The organism is Lutimonas sp. (assembly GCF_051011215.1).
GTDB lineage: Bacteria > Bacteroidota > Bacteroidia > Flavobacteriales > Flavobacteriaceae > Lutimonas.
The window spans coordinates 1-20,807 of the sequence record NZ_JBPCUJ010000067.1; the positions used below are offsets into that span (position 1 = coordinate 1).

Genomic DNA, 20,807 nt, shown 5'->3' on the forward strand with positions numbered 1-20,807 from the left:
TTTTTGAGTAAAAAAGTAGCAATGACAATAAAAATCATAAACATCAAGGCCTTGAGTTCTCCTTCAGTATTGACTTTTTGGGTGATAAAATAATTGATATAATTCTCAATATAATCTCCAAGTTCAACAATACCCTTATATGTAGGAGCTGTTTGAAGGGGTTCTGAACTTTTGAATAGCACCTTGAGCATAGGCATCAAAGAGACAAAAGCCAGGGTTCCGAACAAGGCGTAAAAAATATTGCTGATGATGTTTAAAATGCCGTAGCCTTTATAAGGCCTGGCATACATCATAATTTGCTTGAAATATTTCATCAATTTTTTCTTGCCCTACCGCTGTTTAGTTAAGATTGAATTCTTTAATGATGCTTTGAATTTTTTGGTCTAATCCTGCTTCCACTTCTTTTGCATTTGCCACAGCATCTAGTTCTGTATGTACGCTAAAATAGAATTTGATTTTAGGCTCTGTGCCACTAGGTCTTGCAGCCATTCTTGTTCCTTCAGTAGTTTGATATATCAACACATTCGATTTTGGTAAATCAATGGTTGTTTCTTCACCTGTGATCAGGTCTTTACGCACTGAAGTTTCATAATCAAACAAATATTTCACCTTTTCACCGTGAATTTCTGTGATAGGGTTATTTCTCATGTCGATCATCATTTGTTGAATTTCCTGTGCTCCTTCCACACCTTTTTTTACCACAGAAATTAAATGTTCCTTATAAAAACCATGTTTTTCGTATAGTTTCAAGAGGTCCTCATAAATTGAGCTTCCATTGTTTTTGGCTATAGCTGCAATTTCGCAGGCAAGTAGAGTACTAGATACGGCATCTTTATCCCTGACAAAGTCACCTACCATAAAACCAAAGCTCTCTTCACCACCGCCGATAAATTCTTCTGTTCCTTCAGCTTCTCTGATCATTTTAGCGATCCACTTAAAGCCAGTTAAGCCAACCTTGGTGGCTACACCATAACTGCTGGCCAATACGTTAATCATGGGGGTAGAAACTATGGTAGAACCTACAAATTGTTTTCCGTTGATTCTTCCTTCCTGTTCCCATTTTTGAAGCAATGCGTCTACCAAAACAGCAAAGGTCTGGTTTCCGTTTAAAAGAACCAGTTTGTTTTCTAAATTTCGTACTGCAATTCCTAAACGATCACAGTCCGGATCGGTTCCGATCACTATGTCAGCACCTATTTTATCTGCTAAATCAGTTGCCATTTTTAAAGCGGCAGGTTCTTCCGGGTTCGGAGAGGCTACTGTCGGGAAATCACCATTTGGTTCTCTTTGTTCTTCAACGATATGCACATCTGTAAATCCTGCCAATTCCAATGCTCTGGGAACCATCGTAATGGAAGTTCCATGTAAGGATGTAAAGACAATTTTTAACTGGTCTCTGTTTTCTGTATTTTTAGAAGTGGAATTTGCTACAGCTTCAACAGCGAATTTTTTGTCCACTTCTTCGCCAATAACATGAATCAACTCTTCATTGGCCTCAAACTTGATGTCTTCAAATTGAACCTTGTTAATTTCATCAACTATCGCACCGTCTTGTGGAGGTATGATCTGCCCACCATCATTAAAGTACACCTTGTATCCATTGTATTCAGGGGGGTTGTGAGATGCGGTTAAAACAATTCCTGCGTCACAACCAAGTTCTCTTACTGCATAGGACAATTCAGGTGTGGCTCGAAGATCTTCGAACAAATAGACAATTATTCCATTGGCGGAAAATACATTTGCCACAGATTGTGCAAACGTCTTACTGTTATGTCTGCAATCGTATGCAATGGCCACTTTTGGTTGTTTATCCGCAAAAGCACTCAGCAAATAATTAGAAAGTCCCTGTGTATTTTTTCCTAAGGTGTATTTGTTGATACGATTGGTACCCGCGCCCATAATTCCTCTCATACCACCGGTTCCAAATTCAAGGTCTTTGTAAAATCTATCTTCAAGATCTTTTGAGTTGGAATTCAGTAATTCTTGTATTTCGTTTTGAGTTGCTGCATCAAAAGGAGTTTTGATCCAATGTTTGGCTTTGTTGATTATTTCGCTGGTATTCATATGGATTGATATTTAAGGGTACAAAGATAAACTTTTTAGGGTGAAAATTTGAGCTGTATATTGCTCTGAATTTAAGGCGGTTGCTCACAGCCAATAATAATTTTTAGTCTTTAGGTAAATTTAATTTGTCGCTTACCTCATAACGCTTCGGTTTTCTTTTAGATCTCAATATCAATTCACCCAAAAATCCGGCTAAAAATAATTGTGAACCTAAAATCATACAGGTAAGCGCGATATAAAACCATGGATTGTCAGTGATTAATATCGCAGGTTTCTGTTGATATAATTTGACTAGTTTGCTGACACCAATAAAAACGGATGACAGGAAGCCGATGAAAAACACGATCGTTCCCAGTAATCCAAAAAGGTGCATAGGTCTTTTGCCAAATTTGGTCAAAAAGTTAATGGTGATCAAATCGAGGAAGCCATTAATAAAGCGATCCATTCCAAATTTGGTCGTTCCATATTTTCTGGCCTGATGGATCACTACTTTTTCACCGATCTTCTGATAGCCGGCATTTTTAGCAAGAACTGGAATGTAACGATGCATTTCGCCATAAACATCCACATTTTTAACAACTTCATTTTTGTAGGCCTTTAGGCCACAATTAAAATCATGCAGCGTTAATCCAGAGGTTTTTCTGGCAGCGGCGTTGAAAAGTTTCGAAGGTAAATTTTTTCTGATTTTAGAATCATAACGCTTCTTTTTCCATCCGGATACCAAGTCAAAATCTTCCTCTTTAATCAAGTTAAAAAGTTCAGGAATTTCGTCCGGGCTATCCTGCAGATCCGCATCCATGGTAATCACTACCTCTCCGGATGCTTCTTTGAAGGCGGCATTCAATGCTTGGGACTTTCCAAAATTTCTCTGAAAACGAATTCCTTTTACGGATTCATTTTTTTGAGACAATGTCTGGATTAAGTTCCATGAACCATCGTTGCTGCCATCATCGATAAAAATTATTTCATATGAAAAACGATTGGATTGCATGGTTCTTGCAATCCAATCGTGTAATTCTTGTAAAGATTCTTCCTCGTTAAGCAGAGGTATCACTATGGATATATCCATAAAATTTGTTACAATGTTTTAAATTAATCCTCTTCGGTATTTTTCATGACCAATCCAGAAACAAGTCCTGTGAGAAATCCAATGAATAAATTAAAAATGATAATCATACCAAAAGTAAAGACATAAAAATAATCACGTGTCATGTTCGCACTCACTTCAAGCTGCTCATCTGTTATATTTGGAGCGGCTTCTAGGGTTTTCGTTCTGTTTATTTCAACGATTTTCATAATGAAATCCGGTTCAATGAATTTCGTAAAAATATACATATACACGATGCTTATGAGGGCTCCAATCATCGTAATTCCAAGTCCGGTTTTAATGCTATCGCCTACGCTTAAAAAACCGCTTTGCGCTTCTTTTAATTTTTTGATTCCCAGAACTATAATCACTATGACAGCGATGGCGCTCACAACATTTACAGACCAGTGCGGGTCATAGGTATTGCCAAAAGCATAATTGAGTACACTTATAACAATGGTGATAACTCCCATCATTACTCCATAATTGAGCATGATAGATTTTTTCGATAAAGTTGGTTGGTTTTCCATGGTTTTAGGGTTTAGGTTGGAACAAATATAATTAATAATATGTATTGACACATATTAGTAATGCCTGAATAAAAAAAGTTACAAAAAAAAGCTTGTTTAATTGTAAAAGGGTAGTATTTTTGCACCGGCAAGTCCTGCACAACCAGCTCCCTTTGAATCCTCCAGGGCGGGAACGCAGCAAAGGTATTAGGTCGTAGCGGTGTGATGCAGGTAGCTTGCCATTTTTTCTTTTTTGGCAGAAACATTTGCAACTTAAAGACCTAATATTCATTTAATTTTTTCATTATTTTGTAGCATCTTTGTAGCATGACTCAGGTTGTATTTATTACTGGAGCGTCCTCAGGTATTGGAGGCATTACTGCTACTTATTTAAGTGAGCAGGGTTTCAAGGTATATGGTACAAGTAGAAAGCCAGGGCAAGAGGATATCAATTTTGAAATGGTGAAGTTGGATGTACTGGATAGTTCAAGTATTGAAGAGGCCGTTAATTATATTCTCAAAAAGGAAGGAAGGATCGATGTTTTGATCAATAATGCCGGGATGGGTATCACCGGCGCAATCGAAGAAACCCCTATTGAAGAAATGCGCAAGGTGTTTGATACCAACTTTTTCGGGACCTTAGAAGTTTCTCAAGCAGTGATTCCTCACATGAGAAGTCAAAAATCAGGTCTGATTATCAATGTTACTTCTATTGCGGGATATATGGGTTTGCCTTTTAGGGGTATTTATTCAGCCACGAAAGGATCGTTGGAAATTGCCTCAGAGGCAATGAGCATCGAAACAAAAAGGTTTGGAATTAAGGTTGTAAATATTGCTCCCGGCGATTTTGCCACCAATATTGCTTCGGGCCGCTATCACACCCCTGTTTATAAAGACTCTCCTTATGCGGAAGTTTATCAAAGAAACCTTGATTTAATGGATGCTCATGTGGATTCAGGTCAAGACCCTTTGCTCATGGCCCAGCGAATTAAGAAAGTAATAGAAACTCCGAACCCCAAATTGCACTATAAGGTGGGGGAGTTCATGCAGAAATTCTCTATAGCTTTAAAAAGAATACTGCCGGACCGACTCTACGAGAAGTTGATCATGAATCATTATAAGATGTGATATTGTTTATTCGTAGAATACCGCAATTTCATCCAAATTTTTGCGCTTTAAATCCGGGACAAAAACAGGTTGTTTAGGATAGCCTACAGGCAACAGTAAAAAAGCCCGTTCGTTTTCAGGTCTTTTCAATAATTGGGTCAGAAATTTCATCGGACTTGGGGTGTGTGTAAGGGTAACTAAACCTGCATTGTGAATGGCCGTTATCAGCATGCCACACGCCAGACCCACCGATTCGTTAACATAATAATTATTGTGCTTTGAACCATCTTCTTTAGTTTCATAGGCCCGTTTACAGGCAATGATCAGCCAGGGTGCAATTTCTAAAAATGGTTTGAACATATCAGTTGCGATGGGAGCGAGGTCATTTTTCCATCGCTCGCCCATTCGATTTTCATAGGTTTCTTTTTCTTCGGCTTCAGCTGCAATTCTGATTTTATGTTTCAGTTCAGTGTTTGAAACAGCGCAAAATGTCCAGGGTTGTTTATGCGCTCCTGACGGTGCCGTTGACGCAGTTTTAATGATATTTTCAATAACTTCTTTTGGTACATGTTGATCACTGAATTCTCTGATCGACCTGCGTTGATTTAACCACTGGTAAAATGAGTTGCTTTTCTCGATCATTTCTTCTTTGGAAAAAGATCGGTGCTCATGCAGGATATGGCGGAAGCCATCAATATTGATTTCTTTTTTACTCATAATGTCTAATTTGAATGACCAATAGCAATCGACTCAGGAAAAATATGAATCAAGGGTAAACCACTGAGGCAATATATAAATTTTGAATAATAATTGAATACCTTGAGTTAAAATATATGAAACTAAAATGGGCCCGTTAATGGGCCCATTGATTTAGTTTAAATTTGGTTGAGGTGTTAGCCTGAGATAAGGTTTTACCTCTGTAAATCCTTTCGGGAATAAGTCAGGAATTTCCTCGTTTGTAACCGATGGCACAATAACACAATCATCACCATTTTGCCAATTTGCAGGTGTTGCTACTTTTTCATAAGCTGTTAATTGAAGTGAATCGATGACCCGAAGTAATTCGTCAAAATTTCTACCGGTTGATGCCGGATAGGTAATAATGAGTTTTATAGTTTTATCAGAACCTATTACAAACACGGATCTTACTGTAAAGTTCGCGCTTGCATTCGGGTGGATCATATCGTATAATTCAGACACTTTTCTATCTTCATCCGCGATGATGGGAAAGTTGACAGTTGTGTCCTGTGTTTCGTTGATATCTTTTATCCAGTCATGATGAGATTGAACACCATCAACACTTAAAGCTACTACTTTTACATTACGTTTGTCAAACGCCGATTTATATTTAGCCACAGTGCCTAATTCTGTTGTGCATACAGGTGTGTAATCAGCAGGATGAGAGAATAAAACACCCCAGCTTTCTCCGAGCCATTCATGAAAATTAATATCACCTTCTGTGGATTTAGCCGTAAAATCAGGAGCCACATCTCCAAGTCTAATTGTTCCCATAAGAGCTATTTTTAAATGAATTCCGAAGTTACAAAATATTGAAAAATATATTCCCTATGAAATGTTAAGGTACCTGAAAATTATTGATGCGTCCAGTTATCAGGGTCATCACTATTATTAGGAGAAAGTCCCAGTAAATCTCCTTCTGTGTTCACACCAAGACCCAGAACTGTGCGGTTGGCATAATTGAAATAACTCACCACTTGGTTGATCTCGAGTATTTCTCCATCGCTAAATCCAATGTCTCGTAAATGACTTGTGTCGTTCTGACTTAGTTTTCTTGGATTTAAAGTCAACATATTGGCATAGGCAAATCCCTTGAACCATTTTTTTTCGAAAAAAGACTGTAGCGAATTTTCTTGTAAAGCTTTGTAAAAATTAGCTGATTTTTCGTCATCCTTCCAAAGTTTTTGCAATCCTTCAAAATGATGGTCTACGCAATAATCACATTGATTAAGAAAACTGACATACACCCCCAATGCTTCTAAATACCAGGTTGGAAGTGTGTTGTTCGTATTGTGTAGAACATTTTTATAGAGGGCCATATGACCTTTTAAAGTATGCGGCCTTAAACTGTGTACCATGAGAATATTGTCAATGTTATTCTCAGGTCCTTTTACGCGATTGTATATTTTTTTTAGAGTGGCATCGGCCTCCTCATATGAGATGTGGTTTATCCAGAACATAGGTTTTAAGTTTTTAGGGAGTACTTGCGATCGAAAAATTGCTCTTTGAACCATAATTCGAAGGCAGGATCGAGTAATTCGTATCGATCGTTCACTTTGTGAATAATATCATTATTTATAAACTTGGCTTTATTTTTACTCACGTTCCTTGGCGTACCAAGTCGGTAGTTTTTCATGGTTTTAACAGCGGTGAGTTTTGTTTCTCCCTGAATGATGGCCTTTAATAAATTTAGCTGGGTCACACTCATAATTTCTGCTTCTTTTTGATAAAGGGGAGAATTGGCGGCAAGAAGTTCAGTTAAAGCCATGTTGATTTCATTTTTACCTGCCTTTTTACTGGTTTGTTGCCAGACATAGTGAGCGAGCTGTTGCACATACCACGAGTGTTGTTTCATTGATAATGCGAGGTATTCCGCGTTTGTCTTAGAAATAGATTTCCCCGTTGTTTTAAAGGAATTATGAATAAAAGATGTCCATTTTTCTGTTTGGATTTTTGGTAAAAACATGATGTCTCCGAACCTGTAAAAAGGCTTGGAAGCATTGTCAAAAATACCTGCCATCATGTGTCGCTTGCTCCCGTAAAGGCAGTAACTCACTTTTTTCTGTCGCTGCCAGCAGGCTCTCATTCTTTTTTCAAGAAGCTCATAGTTTTTGAAATGAGAGAGGTTTTGAAATTCGTCAAGGCAAATAATAAAACGGATGTTATTTTTAGTCCCGATCGTTTCAGGTAGATTCAAAATTTCGTCCCTGTGTTTTTTCAATTCTGTCCAGTCAAAGCTCAGGCTAAAATCATTGGCAGGATCTATTCCTATACTCAATTTTGGCACCAATTGTTTAAAGAATTCCTTCCCGGATCTCAGCCAGTCTTGCCATGTAGAGGATGAAGCCTTGATGACTTCCCGGGCAAACACCTCGTAAAATTCTTCTTCTGAACCAATGGTAAAAAGGTCGATAATAACGGTTTTAATGCGGGGCTCGTTCATGTCAATATCACGGATGACTTTTTCGACTAAGGAAGATTTTCCCCAGCGTCTGGGCGAAATAATGGTTGTATTGATGCCTTGGCATAAGTTATTATACAGCTTTGAAACTTCTTTTTCACGATTGGTAAAAGATTTTTCGCTAACAGTTGTCCCAAAAATAAAAGGAGAATTCATTTTTATACTTAATGGTATTATACCCAAAGGTATAAAAATAAATAAGAACCACCAAGGAAGCCTCGTTTTATTTATGATGAATAGTTATCATTAATCTTTAAGATTCACTGTCTAATATGAGTGAAACAATTATATTTGCAAAAATGTAAAATTAAACGGATGAAATTTTTTATTGACACTGCGAATTTAGACCAAATTAAAGAGGCACAGGCCCTTGGAATTCTTGATGGAGTAACAACCAATCCATCTCTAATGGCCAAAGAAGGTATTACCGGAGCCGAGAATATCATAAATCATTACAAGGCGATCTGTAATGAAGTGGAAGGAGATGTAAGTGCTGAAGTAATTGCGACTGATTTTGAAGGAATGGTGAAAGAAGGGGAAGCTCTTGCTGCCTTGAACCCTCAAATTGTTGTAAAGCTTCCTATGATCGCAGATGGTATTAAAGCGTGTAAATATTTTTCTGATAAAGGAATCAAAACGAATGTGACGCTGGTATTTTCAGCTGGTCAGGCTTTACTGGCAGCCAAAGCAGGCGCTACCTATGTTTCACCGTTTATTGGCAGATTGGATGATGTATCGACTGATGGTTTGGGATTAATATCTGAAATCAGATTGATTTTTGATAATTATGGGTATACCACAGGAATCTTAGCAGCATCCGTACGTCATACCATGCATATCATCGATTGTGCAAAAATTGGGGCGGATGTGATGACCGGGCCATTGAGTGCCATTTCAGGTTTGTTGAAACACCCTCTTACTGATATCGGATTGGCGAAATTCCTGGAAGATTTTAAAAAAGGAAACTAATCAATTTTCTATAGAAGATATAGTGTCGAATAGACGCTAATAAATTGTTTAAATATGTAAGCCACAGTACGCTGTGGCTTTTTTATTTTAACATGATAAATTTTGGCTTCCGCTTATTTTATTTTAGATTTAATAAAAATTAACGTCTCTCAAGAATGATTATACACAGTTTTTTTAAGAATCCATTACTCATTTGTATCCTTTTTTTATCTCTCATTAGTTGTGGAGGAGGGGATGATGACGGACCAATTCCGGATCCGCCAGATCCAACTCCCTTGCCGAGATCAGCTCAAGATGTTATCGATGATTTCAATGCCTTGAATTTTAATGTTGGAACCAATGATGTACAATTGGAATCCTTAGTAGAAGGAATATTTTGGAATTTCAGACTGATTGTGCCTGAGGGCGCAACCGCTGCAAACCAAAGACCATTAGTCGTTCGTTTGCATGGTGCAGCCCAAAGCGGTTCGACTACAGCACATCAAAGTACTGCTTGTTTGGTGGAGCCTGCTTTTGAAGGAAAAGATGTTTTCATTTTGAGTCCCAATAGCAACGGTATGTTATGGTATGAGCAGGCAAATATTGTTCAGATTCTCGCTTTGATGGATTTGGTAACGTCAAATCTTAACGTGGATGAAGACAAGGTTGTGATGACAGGATATAGCGATGGAGGCAATGGAAGCTGGTTTTATGCTCAATATTACCAAGACCTTATTTCTGCAGCTATTCCGATGGCTACTTCTTATAATACAGCAAACAATGCCGGAGAAATTAACAAGATCAATGTACCCTTGTATGTGATTCATGGTTCAGAAGATGAGCTGTTTCCACTGGATATTACAGAAGGTTTTGTGGACGAATCTAAAGATGCAGGTTCTGATATCACTTTTGTGATAGCGGATGGTCTGGTACATAACGAACCCTGTGACTACCAGGACGAATTGGACAAAGCAGTAGATTGGTTGTACAACGATATTTGGTAGTGAAAAGTATAGATAAAAAGGTCGCAGTTTGCGGCCTTTTTAATTGTTGATCAGACTGAAATGCTTGATATACGTGGTGGTAATATCTTCAGGGTCTGTGACCGTAATTGTAAACCAATAGTCATCAGAAGGTAAAACCCTTCCATTGTAGGTGCCGTCCCAATGTCCATTCGGTGGAATAGAGGCCAGTAATTTACCAAATCGATTAAATATCTGAATATCTGAATACTCAAAGTCCACAGGGTTCAAGCCTTTCACTTCCCAAACATCTGCTTCTCCGTCACTGTTAGGACTAAAGAATTTAGGAAAGCCAAATATGAAAAACTTCTTTTCAACTACTTCACAATTATCTCTGTCTCTGACAAAAATTGAATAGGATCCAGGTGCCAGATTGTTGAACTCAGGCTCTCGCTGATAGGGACCAAAAGGATTTTCAAGGGCATACTCAAATTCACCTTCATTATCTAAAAGGACCGTAGCACGATGCCGAACGCCATCATCTTCCAATTCAATGTTTTTTACAATAGGCGCGTCAACCGTATTAATGGTAATACTTTTCACAATACTGCAGAGCGTCTCCTTATCGGTGATGGTGAGGTGGTATTCACCTTCGCCCGAGGCCTCAATTTCATAAGACTGTTCACCACTTACCCAGTCATAGGAATAATTATCACGATCAAAAGAATCGACACCTGCATTTATGCGATACGGGAAGGAAGAAGCACAAACTTTTAAAAGTTCATCCTGATTGATTCTCGGTAAAATCGGCATATCCAGTTCCATGGTTCCAATACCGGAACAGATATTATCATTCATAAGGCGAATATAAATAGTGCCGGGTGCACCTTTATAATTCAGGGGATAAGGTTCATGACCAATTGAAGCAAGATCTTTGGTTCTGTGAAAAGAGGCAGTAGTGCCTTCCGGTAATCCTAAATCGCTCACAATGTATGGTGATTGATGCGCAAGGTCAAATTGTGCCGTTCCATCTCCTTGATTACAACCAATCATTTTCTCAGCGACAAATTCAAATGTTTTTGTAGCCCTCAGTATAACGGTTGCCACATTATAACAATCTGATCCAGACCGGATGACTTTTGCCAGAACAGCTTCGTTTGGTGCTTTGTTTTCATATAGAAATGGTAAGGCTTTTACATTTAAACTGTCATTTTCGAGCGTTGTCAGATCATTGTAATAAAAAACATCCACTTCCGATCCTTTTCCCAGACTGATGGCATCATTTGCCAGCTGTAAATTGAATTTAGTGATCCCGTCTTCCGGATGCAGGTCAGTATCACATTCAACAAAGGTATACGGCGTAGATAAAACATCAATGGTCCCAATTATTTCAACTTTCTTTTTTAAAGGTTTGTTTTCAAAACCATTGTATGTGGTCGTCAAAATCACCTCGTATTCACCAGCTTGTGCATATTGATGGTAGGGCTCAATTTCAGTACTTGTAGTGCCGTCACCAAATTCCCACAGGACGGTGTCATAAGGGTCTTCCGAAGTGATAAAGAAATGTGTTGCATCTCCCAAGCAGGCATATTCGTAGTCAAAGGTGAGTATAAATGCGGATGATATAAATGGTGGCAGACCGTAATTTGAATAGGTTCCCGGAAATAATTCAACCGCCGTATTCACATAATTGGAGGCTGCCCCGTCGAGTTCTGGTTTCATGATTGCTGCCAGGCTGGCTTCACCAATATCGGTGCCAGCTTTGTTTTTTGCCCTGTAGATTTTTCCATCAAGGGCCAGCTGTAATGCACCTGCTAATAAAGTTGTTGAATTGTGAATCTCTGTCTTTGTCCCTAAAATGTTGGGGTTATCAAGGTTGAACTGATAAACATTACTTCCCTGAAATAAGGAGACACCTCTATTAATGACATAGGTGTTTGTAGAGACATATAACTTTTTAGATTTAGGAGAGAATTCAACTCCATATGGATAGGTTCCGGTAATTAATCGTGTTCCGCTGGGTGAAGTTTTACCCGTCTCTGAATCAAAGTCATAAAGATAGACACGTCCTGAGGTGCTGCTGCGAGAAGTAAAACTATGGGCAATCGCAACTTTCTTTCCATTGGGTGATATTTTTAAATAGCCCAAAGAAGATAAATTTACCAATGTAGTGGACGATTGAGAGACAACAATGGGAACTCCATCTGACACTTTTGTGGTAACGGGTTTTTCTTCAAGTCCGTCAACACCAAGTTTAAAGGCAAAATATGTATCTACAAAGAAAGTTAAAATCCAATAAGAGATTCCATCATTATGCAGCGTGGCGGCTATTTTTTCTGAACTCTTCCAGCGGTCTTGTTCAGCATCATCCTTGTTATAGGTTTTTAAGTGCAGGTTCTTAGAACCAGGGATTACATCTCCTTTCCCATTATTGAGGTTCATGTCAACAATACTGTAATTAACCCCTTGTTTTACCTCATGGAGATCAACATATTCGGCCCGACTCACTGTAAAGACATAGTAGATATTATCGCTCTCAGGTTTTGGAACAATGATGGCTGCCTGTGTACTTGACCTTTGACCATATAGCCCTGTACCATTCGGCATAATTTCATGATTCTTGTCCCAAATGGTATTCCCATCTGTATAGAATAGCAGCGCTCCTCTATCAGTTGAAATACTTGCACAACCTTCCAAGGTATTCAGACTTCCTTTTTGCGCTACCGGAGTTCTACTGCTGAAATCTACCCCTGCATATTGACCAAAAAACCAATTAGCTGTTTCTTTTTGTCCATAAGAAATGGAAAAAATCAGGAAGAATACTATGGACAAATATTTGTTTTTCAAAGCACAAAAGGAGATTGATAATCCTGGGGCAAGTTACACTTTTTTTCCTTTATACCTTCATTATAGAGGCCAACTGCATAATTCTTTTTCACTAAAAAAAGCTCTTAAAGATGTTTCTGAAGTTCTTTTATTTCATCTCTTAATTGAGCGGCTACTAAAAAATCCAAAGCTTTGGCAGCAGTTTCCATATTTTTTCTTGTATCTCTGATTCTTTTTTCGAGCTCGGTTTTGGTCAGATACTGCAGCTCATGCTCAGTGGCTTTATTATTTGCTTCATCATATTGATAGGTAGCCAGCTGATTTTTTGACAAGGAATCGTCGATGTTTTTCTTGATCTGTTTGGGTGTAATATTGTTTTTTGAATTATAAGCGGATTGCTTTTCACGTCTGCGTTTTGTTTCATCAATGGTAAGCTGCATACTTTTCGTAATTTTGTCAGCATACATAATGGCTTTCCCATTTACATTTCTTGCAGCTCTTCCAACGGTTTGAGTCAAGGAACGGTGACTTCTCAGGAATCCTTCTTTATCAGCATCTAAAATGGCAACAAGTGAAACTTCTGGTAAGTCCAGGCCTTCTCTTAATAGATTCACACCAATTAAAACATCAAACAATCCTTTTCTAAGATCATTCATGATTTCAATTCGTTCCAAGGTATCCACATCAGAGTGAATATACCTGCATCGAATCTGAATTCTGGATAAATATTTGGTCAGTTCCTCAGCCATCCTTTTGGTTAAAGTGGTAACTAAAATACGCTCGTCCACTTCAATGCGCAACTGAATTTCCTCTATCAGGTCATCGATCTGATTTAAACTAGGTCTGATTTCTATTTCAGGATCCAGAAGTCCGGTAGGCCTGATGACTTGTTCAACATAAACTCCTTCGCTGTTCTGCAATTCATAATCTGCCGGAGTTGCACTGATATAGATCACCTGGTTCTGAATGGCTTCAAACTCCTCGAATTTAAGGGGCCTGTTATCCATGGCGGCCGGTAATCTAAAGCCGTATTCTACCAGGTTCTCTTTTCGAGACCTGTCACCTCCGTACATGGCATGAACCTGAGGAATCGTGACATGGCTTTCATCCACCAACATCAGATAGTCATTCGGGAAATAATCTAATAAACAGAAGGGCCTCGTTCCCGGTGATCTTCCATCCAAATACCTGGAATAATTTTCAATACCGCTGCAATAGCCTAATTCTCGAATCATTTCCAGATCAAATTCCGTCCTTTCTTTTAACCTCTTGGCTTCTAGTCCTCTGCCTGACTCATTGAAAAAGGCTACCTGCTTCATCATATCTTCCTGAATCTGATGAATAGCGTTTTGTAACACATCCGGTGAGGTGACGAATAAATTGGCAGGATAAATATTGAGCTGTTCAAATTCCTCAATAATTTCGTTGTTTATCAGGTCAAAACTCTCAATTTCTTCAATTTCATCTCCAAAAAAGTGTACCCTGAAGCCATATTCGCCATAGGATGGGTATATTGTAATTGTATCTCCCTTAACTTTAAACGTTCCGCTTTTAACTTCTTCTTCCGTTCGAGAATAAAGGCTGGTGACTAATTGATGCAAAAACCTTGTTCTTGCAATCTGTTCACCAACTTCAATCGTGATTACGTTTTTCTTAAATTCAACAGGATTTCCAATTCCATATAAACAGGATACAGAAGCTACTACCAAAACATCTCTTCTTCCGGAAAGCAAAGAGGAAGTGGTGCTTAAACGCATTCTTTCTATTTCATCATTGATCGAAAGATCCTTCTCAATATATAATCCTGTGGTTGGAATAAATGCTTCAGGTTGGTAATAGTCATAATATGAAACAAAATACTCCACGGCATTATTTGGAAAGAACTGTTTAAATTCAGAATACAACTGGGCTGCAAGTGTTTTATTATGCGCCAGTACCAGGGTAGGTTTTTGCACTTTTTCAATGACATTTGCTGCCGTGAATGTTTTTCCGGACCCGGTAACTCCTAATAAGACCTGGTAAGGGTCATTTTCTTCAACACCTTTTACCAGACCCTTTATGGCTTGTGGTTGGTCTCCTGTAGGTTTGAATTCAGATTCTAATTGAAATTCCATGATACAAAAATAGCGTATTTCATCATGTTATTAGAGGTCTCTGATTTTTAATAAAAAATAAGAACCATAAATAAAAATAAAAGTCCAGCCGAGAACAATAGCTATTTCGTACCAGTGAACCGCATAGTCAGATGTTAAATCTTCACCTATCTGATTGGCAATAGTTCTAACAGCACTCAGCCTGGAAAAAGGCTCGTCAATAAGGTTCCACATGGAGTTTAAGGGGGCAAATTGAAAAATGTAATCTGCAATATCGGTGCCTCTGAAAATATTCCACTTCATCAAATTGTATCCGATTAATTCGGCAAAAAACCAGATAAGCATCGCACCAACAGCAAAGGCAGATCTTTTAATCAACATGCCTAGAAATAGTCCAAATGAGAAAAAGCCAAGAAGTTTTACAAAAAATGCCAGTAGATATTCTAAATCTGAAAAAATGATGGAAAATTCATTGAAATCGGAATAAATCAAACCCAATACCAGGGATACAAAAAACACAAATATGGTTGAGATGAAGGCAAAAAGAAGTACGGTGTAAAATTTGCTAAGGACAAATTCTTTTTTACTCAGGCCATCAATCAGGTTCTGTTTTAAGGTCTTATTGCTGTATTCATTTGCCATCATAGATACAATGACCAACAATAGGAAAAACTTGAAAAAGGCGGCAATAAAAGTATTAAAGTGCCAAATAAAGGGAAAATTAAAAATTCCCTGTTCCGCAAGATGAAACTGCACGGGACCTATATCGAATTTAATGGTTGCAATTAATGCAATGGATGTAAGTAAAGCAAAGTAGGTAAGTATTAAGATCTTACTGGCCTTACTGTTTATTAATTTATGTATTTCTATGCTGAGAAGTCTGAACATGACAAAAAAATAGGTTAATTGATCAGTGATTGTTAGTTATATCCAAGAATTGTTGTTCCAGAGTTGGTAATTTTTTTACCAAATGTGAAAGTACGATATGATGTTTCATCAGATGTTGATTCAAATCATCACTTGAAACATCCTGATTTAGTTTTAGAAAGATTTTGCCATCTTCTTCAGTAGTGCTTTCAATTCCTTCGTATCCTTTGAGCGCCTTAAAAAGTTCCAGACTAGGACTTTTTGTGCTTACCTCAATCACTCCGAATGAAGAGGTCATTTCGTCGACCCGCCCTGAATATAATTTGATACCATTTCTGATGACTACTACATGAGAACACACTTTCTCTACTTCGTCAAGCAGGTGAGAAGCCAACAAAATAGTAGTGCCATTAGCGGCAATAGTTTTAATGATGCTTCTGATTTCATGGATACCCTGAGGATCTAATCCATTTGTCGGCTCGTCGAGTATTAATATTTCAGGATCGTTCAATAAGGCTGAGGCAATGGCCAACCGTTGTTTCATACCCAAAGAAAATGTTTTGAACTTGCTGTTTCTTCGCTCGAACAAGTTCACTTCTTTCAATTTCTCATCTATTTTATCATATGATATCCCCTTGATTTTGCATACCAGCTGCAAGTTCTTTCTTGCGGACATATACGGGTAAAAATTGGGCCGCTCAATAATGGCGCCTACTTTCTTTAATGCCTGATGTGTTGATAATTTCCCGTCGAACCAACTGAAATTACCCGAAGTTCTGTTCACAACATTCAGAATGATGCCGAGGGTGGTTGATTTTCCACTTCCATTCGGTCCTAGAATGCCATAGACATTTCCTTTTTGTATATCAAAGGAGAGATCATTTACAGCGTGAATTCGACCAAATTTTTTATTGAGCTTGTTGAGTGATAAAATGGTTTCCAAGTTGATTATTTTGAATTGATACTAGTTAGACGAGTATAGTGAATAATTGTTACTAAAAATAAAAAGCTTCGCCCACAATGTTAGGTTCTGGCTCTAAAGTTTATTAAATTCGTCAAAGAAGTCTTGATCAAAAACAAGAGCCATGGACGAAAAGTTAATTTCCAGAAAGAAGCCCAATTTCCCTATCAATGAGGAATTGTATAAATACCTGAGTACCTATAACAGGACGATTAAAATTCCAATTTTTTATGATGATCTTTTACGATTTTCAGGATCGGTATCCGTCTATGATAAAAATGAAAAAGATACCTTATGGATCAGGGTATATTATCCTGAATTTGAACAAAAAGAAATCGACCTGAGTCTGAAGCGAATGTATAATATTTTGCATGGAGACGGTAGCGAAGGGATTTTAGAAAACCTTATTATTGATGAAATTGACTACTGTACTTTTGGAAATTCTAAACCATTCAGGGTAAAGGTCAGAAACATCCTCAATGACAATTACACCTATATTTATGTGAAAAAAGCCGATGCTTCCAGAGTTTATGGCCTTGAATTTGAGCATTTACTTTCACCTAACCACTTGAATTTCCTGATCTATAAAGACACCTTGATTGAAGAGCATGTGCTGGGAATTCCAGGAGACATGTTTATGGAAGAGAGTCTTGTTGATATGTCTAAAATTGAGAAACAAAGGCTTTCTAAAGAATTTGTTAAGTTCAATGAACGATGTACCTTAAGATTACTGGGCGATATGCGGGCCTATAATTATGTAATCGTTCCGACCTATGATTTTGACCAAGTCCAGTACCGAATAAGAGCGATGGATTTTGATCAGCAAAGTTTTGAAGGAAAATTAAAGGTATACCGACCTCAATTTTTTAAAGATAATTATGACTTTGTAAAAATGGTGGAGGAGAATTTAGGAAAAGAATCGGTCGAGCAATATAAAAAAGAAGAAAGATCGGCACTGGCCAAAAGACTCAAGGCTACAGGAAATAGAATTAGAAGATTGATGGAATGTATGAAAAACGATCATATTTCAACACCTGAAAATATCGAAACCCTTAAAAGAGATTTGATAGACTATACCCATGATAAAGAGTTTAAAAAATGTAAAAACATGGGGGAAATTATATTGGTAGTTTTTAATTTTGTGGTGAGAAATTACGAAAGTGTCAATGCTTATATTATCAGGTAAGTACCTTTTGGTTGCTAATTATGGCTAAAATCTCCAAATTCGTCATCGAATTCTTCATGTTGATCCTCTTCAAAATCATCAACTGATAAATCTTCAGTTTCAAATTGTAATTCAGGGGCATTACTTGGCACAATTCCCAAAGAGAAAAGCAGGTTCGGTAATTCAATACTTTCCTGGTCAAAATTAGCATCGATCAATTCAACATAAAATGACCACATATTAAAGAAATCATAAACATAGATCATTTTATCATTTTCATTGGGCATGACATTATCAACCGATAGATCGCTCATCTGAATCTTTACGTCAAGCCCATCGCCCATATCAAATAAAGGATGTTCCTCTCCCTGCATCCAGGTTTCGTCTGATCTGTAAAATGAGGCCATTTCTTCACCGCTAAAGCCAAAGGAGTTGGTGATGGCATTGTGCAGATCTTCTAAACTTGAAGTTGCATCAATAGCAATATCCCTTATTACATCCTCCTCCGTGTTCAATATCACTCTAATTTTATATACCATAACCAGCAGTTCTAATTTTTTGCAAAAATAATACTTTAATCCAAAAGTGTTACTTTTACCTTGTTAAAAATCTAATAATTATCCTATCACAATGTCCAACCTAAACTCCTTAGAAAAACTTAATGCGATCAACAAGAATACCTTAATGGAAACTCTTGATATTCGCTATACTGAAATTGGAGAGGATTACCTGGTAGCTTCTATGCCTGTTACTTCAAAAGTACATCAACCGATGGGGCTCTTACATGGAGGTGCCACCGTGGCTTTGGCTGAAAGTGTTGGTAGTGCGGCTTCTTTGTATTTTCTGGACCATGAAAAACAAGAGGTCAGGGGCTTGGAGATCAATGCGAATCATGTAAGAAGTGTCCGGGAAGGGACTGTAAAAGCTACAGCTAAAATGCTTCATAAAGGCAGAACAACCTTATTATGGGAAATCAGGATTGAGGATGAAAAGAATCGGTTAATTTCTATTTGTAAGCTAACGTGCATCATACTGACCAAAAGTTAAAAAACCAGGTATGCGCCGTAATGTTGTTCGGAAAATTTTTAAAATCATTGGATGGGTGTTCCTGATTCTAATCGGCCTGTTCATTGTGTTGCTTTACTATTTTACCAAACCCTCTACAGATGCCGCAATTTATGAGAAATTTGAGGATGAGACTCACAAGCCTCGAATAAGCTATGTGAATTTTAAAGGATATCAGGTAAGAATTGTACGTATGCAGGAAAAAAGAGATTCTTTGCTGCCTACGATTTTCTTTGTGCATGGTTCCCCGGGTTCTTCCATGGATTTTCAACGGTATTTAAAGGATTCTATGTTAAATTCCAAAGCGAACTTGATGACCTATGACAGAGTAGGCTACGGTCCTGAACGGACAGGTGAAGTATTACCCTCTCTCGATGATGAAATTAGTTTATTACATCAAATCATTCGGAATGAGAATGCTTCTACTATTATTTTGGTGGGGTATTCCTATGGCGGTACCATTGTCATGGCTTCAGAATTAGCCTACAAGAAGAAAATGGCCTTGGCTGCATCGGTGAGGGGTGATCTTGAACCCATGTTTTGGGCGATGAATCTCTATAAATGGAAGCTTACGCGTCCTTTGATTCCAAAAGTGTTCAGAGGAGCAAGCATTGAAAAATTCCGTCATGTAGAAGAGTTGGGCCACTTTGAAAACAGGTGGGATCTTAGTCCTTCAAAAGTATTGTCTATTCATGGCAAACAGGATTTTATTGTGCCTTTTGAAAACTCTTTGTTTTTAAAGAAGAAATTGAGCAGTAGTAAATTTTCGTTAATTCCCTTGGAGGAAGGGGATCATTCATTAATTTGGACTAATTTTGATCTGATTAAAAATGAACTGATAAAAAGTGCAGTACAAGAATGAGTATTGAGAAGCTATTGAAAAAGATTCAACAAGCAAAGGACGAGCAACTTCCTTTTGTCATCTATAGAAAACCGGAATCGGATGAGGTGAAGGTCTTGATTCAAAAAAACCAACGCCTGGATTATTCAGATGATTTTAAGTCTTCGGGTTTTGTATTAGCACCTTTTGATACTTCAAAACAAGCAGTAGTATTCGAAGAAAATAACCTTGAAATATTTCATTGTGATATTAGTAAGGAGCTATTGGCAGATGCTTATATTTTTCAAAAACAACCTCAGATAACAAGAGATCCGGATGATCAGTTACAGCATATGCAACTTGTCCAAAAGGGTATTGATGAAATCAGAAAGGGGAGCTTTGTAAAAGCAGTATTATCCAGATCGGAATCTTATATCATAAAAGAAGTTGATGTCACAGCTGTGTTTCTTAGATTGATGAGAAAATATCCTTCAGCCTTTGTGTATGTTTGGTACCATCCGGCCATAGGTATTTGGTCTGGGGCGAGTCCAGAATTATTATTGAGAACTGAAGGAAAAAATTTTCAAACCATGTCCTTGGCTGGAACCCAAAAATATTCTGGATCGGTAGATGTCAGCTGGGGAGAAAAAGAAATAAAAGAACAGCGTATTGTAACAGATCATATTGTCGAATCATTACAGGGAATGCCTCTTGAGTTGAGTGATCTCTACACGAGAAAAGCAGGTGATTTATTGCATTTATGTAATGATATCAAAGGACAATTAGGAGTGAACACCTCATTGCATGAATTGATAGAAAAGTTACACCCGACAGCTGCTATCTGTGGTTTACCGAAGAAGGAAGTACGCCAGTTTATATTAAGGGAAGAAGGATATGATCGTTCCTATTATACAGGTTTTTTAGGCGAATTGAATATGAATGATGGCAAAGAATCCAGATCAAATCTATTTGTGAACCTCCGATGTATGCAGTTAATCGAAAGACCCAATCCACAAGCTATTATTTATGTGGGTGGAGGAATCACCTTAGGGAGTAATCCTTTATTGGAATGGAAGGAGACGGTAGATAAGAGTTTAATTATGAAGTCGGTACTTGAATCCTAAACAGCATAAA

At 37.8% G+C, this 20,807-nt stretch carries 19 protein-coding genes, 1 other RNA gene and 1 pseudogene; 8 read left to right on the forward strand and 13 right to left on the reverse strand.

Annotated elements, in window-relative coordinates; genetic code table 11:
- The 4 genes and pseudogenes from ACR2MV_RS06600 to ACR2MV_RS06615 all read right to left on the reverse strand — a co-directional run.
- A pseudogene (locus ACR2MV_RS06600) lies at positions 1 to 314 on the reverse strand (ABC transporter ATP-binding protein); the annotation flags it as partial.
- A 25-nt stretch (positions 315 to 339) separates the two neighbouring features.
- The gene (locus ACR2MV_RS06605; protein ID WP_434021115.1) at positions 340 to 2,064 is read right to left on the reverse strand and encodes a phospho-sugar mutase; all 1,725 of its coding nucleotides are present in this window, start codon (positions 2,062 to 2,064) and stop codon (positions 340 to 342) included.
- Positions 2,065 to 2,167: 103 nt separating this feature from the next.
- Complete coding sequence (locus ACR2MV_RS06610; protein WP_434021116.1) at positions 2,168 to 3,133, reverse strand: glycosyltransferase family 2 protein; 966 nt, start codon at positions 3,131 to 3,133, stop codon at positions 2,168 to 2,170.
- Between the two features lie 23 nt (positions 3,134 to 3,156).
- A complete protein-coding gene (locus ACR2MV_RS06615) occupies positions 3,157 to 3,681 on the reverse strand; it encodes a DUF4199 domain-containing protein (RefSeq protein WP_434021117.1) in 525 nt (174 codons plus the stop codon).
- A gap of 125 nt (positions 3,682 to 3,806) precedes the next feature.
- Between ACR2MV_RS06615 and ffs the strand changes: the two genes are divergently transcribed.
- Positions 3,807 to 3,905: signal recognition particle sRNA small type (ffs, locus tag ACR2MV_RS06620), an RNA gene on the forward strand.
- Between the two features lie 82 nt (positions 3,906 to 3,987).
- Positions 3,988 to 4,788, forward strand: coding sequence for an SDR family oxidoreductase (locus tag ACR2MV_RS06625; protein ID WP_434021118.1), 801 nt, complete (start codon positions 3,988 to 3,990; stop codon positions 4,786 to 4,788).
- Positions 4,789 to 4,794: 6 nt separating this feature from the next.
- Here ACR2MV_RS06625 and ACR2MV_RS06630 read toward each other — a convergent pair whose 3' ends face one another.
- From ACR2MV_RS06630 to ACR2MV_RS06645, 4 genes are all read right to left on the reverse strand, one after another.
- Positions 4,795 to 5,484 carry a nitroreductase family protein gene (locus ACR2MV_RS06630; protein ID WP_434021119.1) on the reverse strand — a complete coding sequence of 230 codons (690 nt, stop codon included), beginning with the start codon at positions 5,482 to 5,484 and terminating at the stop codon, positions 4,795 to 4,797.
- Between the two features lie 153 nt (positions 5,485 to 5,637).
- Positions 5,638 to 6,279, reverse strand: a complete 642-nt coding sequence (locus tag ACR2MV_RS06635) for a peroxiredoxin (protein WP_434021120.1) — start codon at positions 6,277 to 6,279, stop codon at positions 5,638 to 5,640.
- A gap of 80 nt (positions 6,280 to 6,359) precedes the next feature.
- Positions 6,360 to 6,965, reverse strand: coding sequence for a carboxymuconolactone decarboxylase family protein (locus tag ACR2MV_RS06640; RefSeq protein WP_434021121.1), 606 nt, complete (start codon positions 6,963 to 6,965; stop codon positions 6,360 to 6,362).
- A 5-nt stretch (positions 6,966 to 6,970) separates the two neighbouring features.
- Positions 6,971 to 8,122, reverse strand: a complete 1,152-nt coding sequence (locus ACR2MV_RS06645; protein ID WP_434021122.1) for an AAA family ATPase — start codon at positions 8,120 to 8,122, stop codon at positions 6,971 to 6,973.
- Between the two features lie 159 nt (positions 8,123 to 8,281).
- Here ACR2MV_RS06645 and fsa point away from each other — a divergent pair, with 159 nt between their 5' ends.
- Complete coding sequence (fsa, locus tag ACR2MV_RS06650; RefSeq protein ID WP_434021123.1) at positions 8,282 to 8,935, forward strand: fructose-6-phosphate aldolase; 654 nt, start codon at positions 8,282 to 8,284, stop codon at positions 8,933 to 8,935.
- Between the two features lie 155 nt (positions 8,936 to 9,090).
- The gene (locus ACR2MV_RS06655) at positions 9,091 to 9,918 is read left to right on the forward strand and encodes a dienelactone hydrolase family protein (RefSeq protein WP_434021124.1); all 828 of its coding nucleotides are present in this window, start codon (positions 9,091 to 9,093) and stop codon (positions 9,916 to 9,918) included.
- A gap of 39 nt (positions 9,919 to 9,957) precedes the next feature.
- Here the strand turns inward: ACR2MV_RS06655 and ACR2MV_RS06660 are convergent, their stop codons facing one another.
- The 4 genes from ACR2MV_RS06660 to ACR2MV_RS06675 all read right to left on the reverse strand — a co-directional run bounded on the left by ACR2MV_RS06660 (position 9,958) and on the right by ACR2MV_RS06675 (position 16,605).
- Positions 9,958 to 12,723 carry a T9SS type B sorting domain-containing protein gene (locus ACR2MV_RS06660; protein WP_434021125.1) on the reverse strand — a complete coding sequence of 922 codons (2,766 nt, stop codon included), beginning with the start codon at positions 12,721 to 12,723 and terminating at the stop codon, positions 9,958 to 9,960.
- Between the two features lie 104 nt (positions 12,724 to 12,827).
- Positions 12,828 to 14,816 carry an excinuclease ABC subunit UvrB gene (uvrB, locus tag ACR2MV_RS06665; RefSeq protein WP_434021126.1) on the reverse strand — a complete coding sequence of 663 codons (1,989 nt, stop codon included), beginning with the start codon at positions 14,814 to 14,816 and terminating at the stop codon, positions 12,828 to 12,830.
- A gap of 30 nt (positions 14,817 to 14,846) precedes the next feature.
- Positions 14,847 to 15,683: an ABC transporter permease gene (locus tag ACR2MV_RS06670; RefSeq protein WP_434021127.1), complete on the reverse strand. Its 837-nt coding sequence runs from the start codon at positions 15,681 to 15,683 to the stop codon at positions 14,847 to 14,849.
- 22 nt (positions 15,684 to 15,705) lie between these two features.
- Positions 15,706 to 16,605: an ABC transporter ATP-binding protein gene (locus ACR2MV_RS06675; RefSeq protein WP_434021128.1), complete on the reverse strand. Its 900-nt coding sequence runs from the start codon at positions 16,603 to 16,605 to the stop codon at positions 15,706 to 15,708.
- Positions 16,606 to 16,747: 142 nt separating this feature from the next.
- Between ACR2MV_RS06675 and ACR2MV_RS06680 the strand changes: the two genes are divergently transcribed.
- Complete coding sequence (locus ACR2MV_RS06680; protein WP_434021129.1) at positions 16,748 to 17,809, forward strand: hypothetical protein; 1,062 nt, start codon at positions 16,748 to 16,750, stop codon at positions 17,807 to 17,809.
- 14 nt (positions 17,810 to 17,823) lie between these two features.
- On the opposite strand, the gene ACR2MV_RS06685 is transcribed toward ACR2MV_RS06680, so the two are convergent.
- On the reverse strand, positions 17,824 to 18,327 hold the full coding sequence (locus ACR2MV_RS06685) for an IS1096 element passenger TnpR family protein (protein WP_434021130.1): 504 nt from the start codon (positions 18,325 to 18,327) through the stop codon (positions 17,824 to 17,826).
- Between the two features lie 91 nt (positions 18,328 to 18,418).
- On the opposite strand from ACR2MV_RS06685, the gene ACR2MV_RS06690 reads away from it, so the two are divergent.
- The 3 genes from ACR2MV_RS06690 to ACR2MV_RS06700 are packed head-to-tail and all read left to right on the forward strand — an operon-like array spanning position 18,419 to position 20,797.
- Positions 18,419 to 18,835 (forward strand): hotdog fold thioesterase, encoded by a 417-nt coding sequence (locus tag ACR2MV_RS06690; protein ID WP_434021131.1) that lies wholly within the window; start codon positions 18,419 to 18,421, stop codon positions 18,833 to 18,835.
- 10 nt (positions 18,836 to 18,845) lie between these two features.
- Entirely contained in the window at positions 18,846 to 19,715 is an 870-nt protein-coding gene (locus tag ACR2MV_RS06695; protein ID WP_434021132.1) for an alpha/beta fold hydrolase, read from the forward strand.
- Positions 19,712 to 20,797: a chorismate-binding protein gene (locus tag ACR2MV_RS06700; protein ID WP_434021133.1), complete on the forward strand. Its 1,086-nt coding sequence runs from the start codon at positions 19,712 to 19,714 to the stop codon at positions 20,795 to 20,797. Before ACR2MV_RS06695 ends, ACR2MV_RS06700 begins: the two co-directional genes overlap by 4 nt.
- Positions 20,798 to 20,807 lie beyond the last annotated feature (10 nt).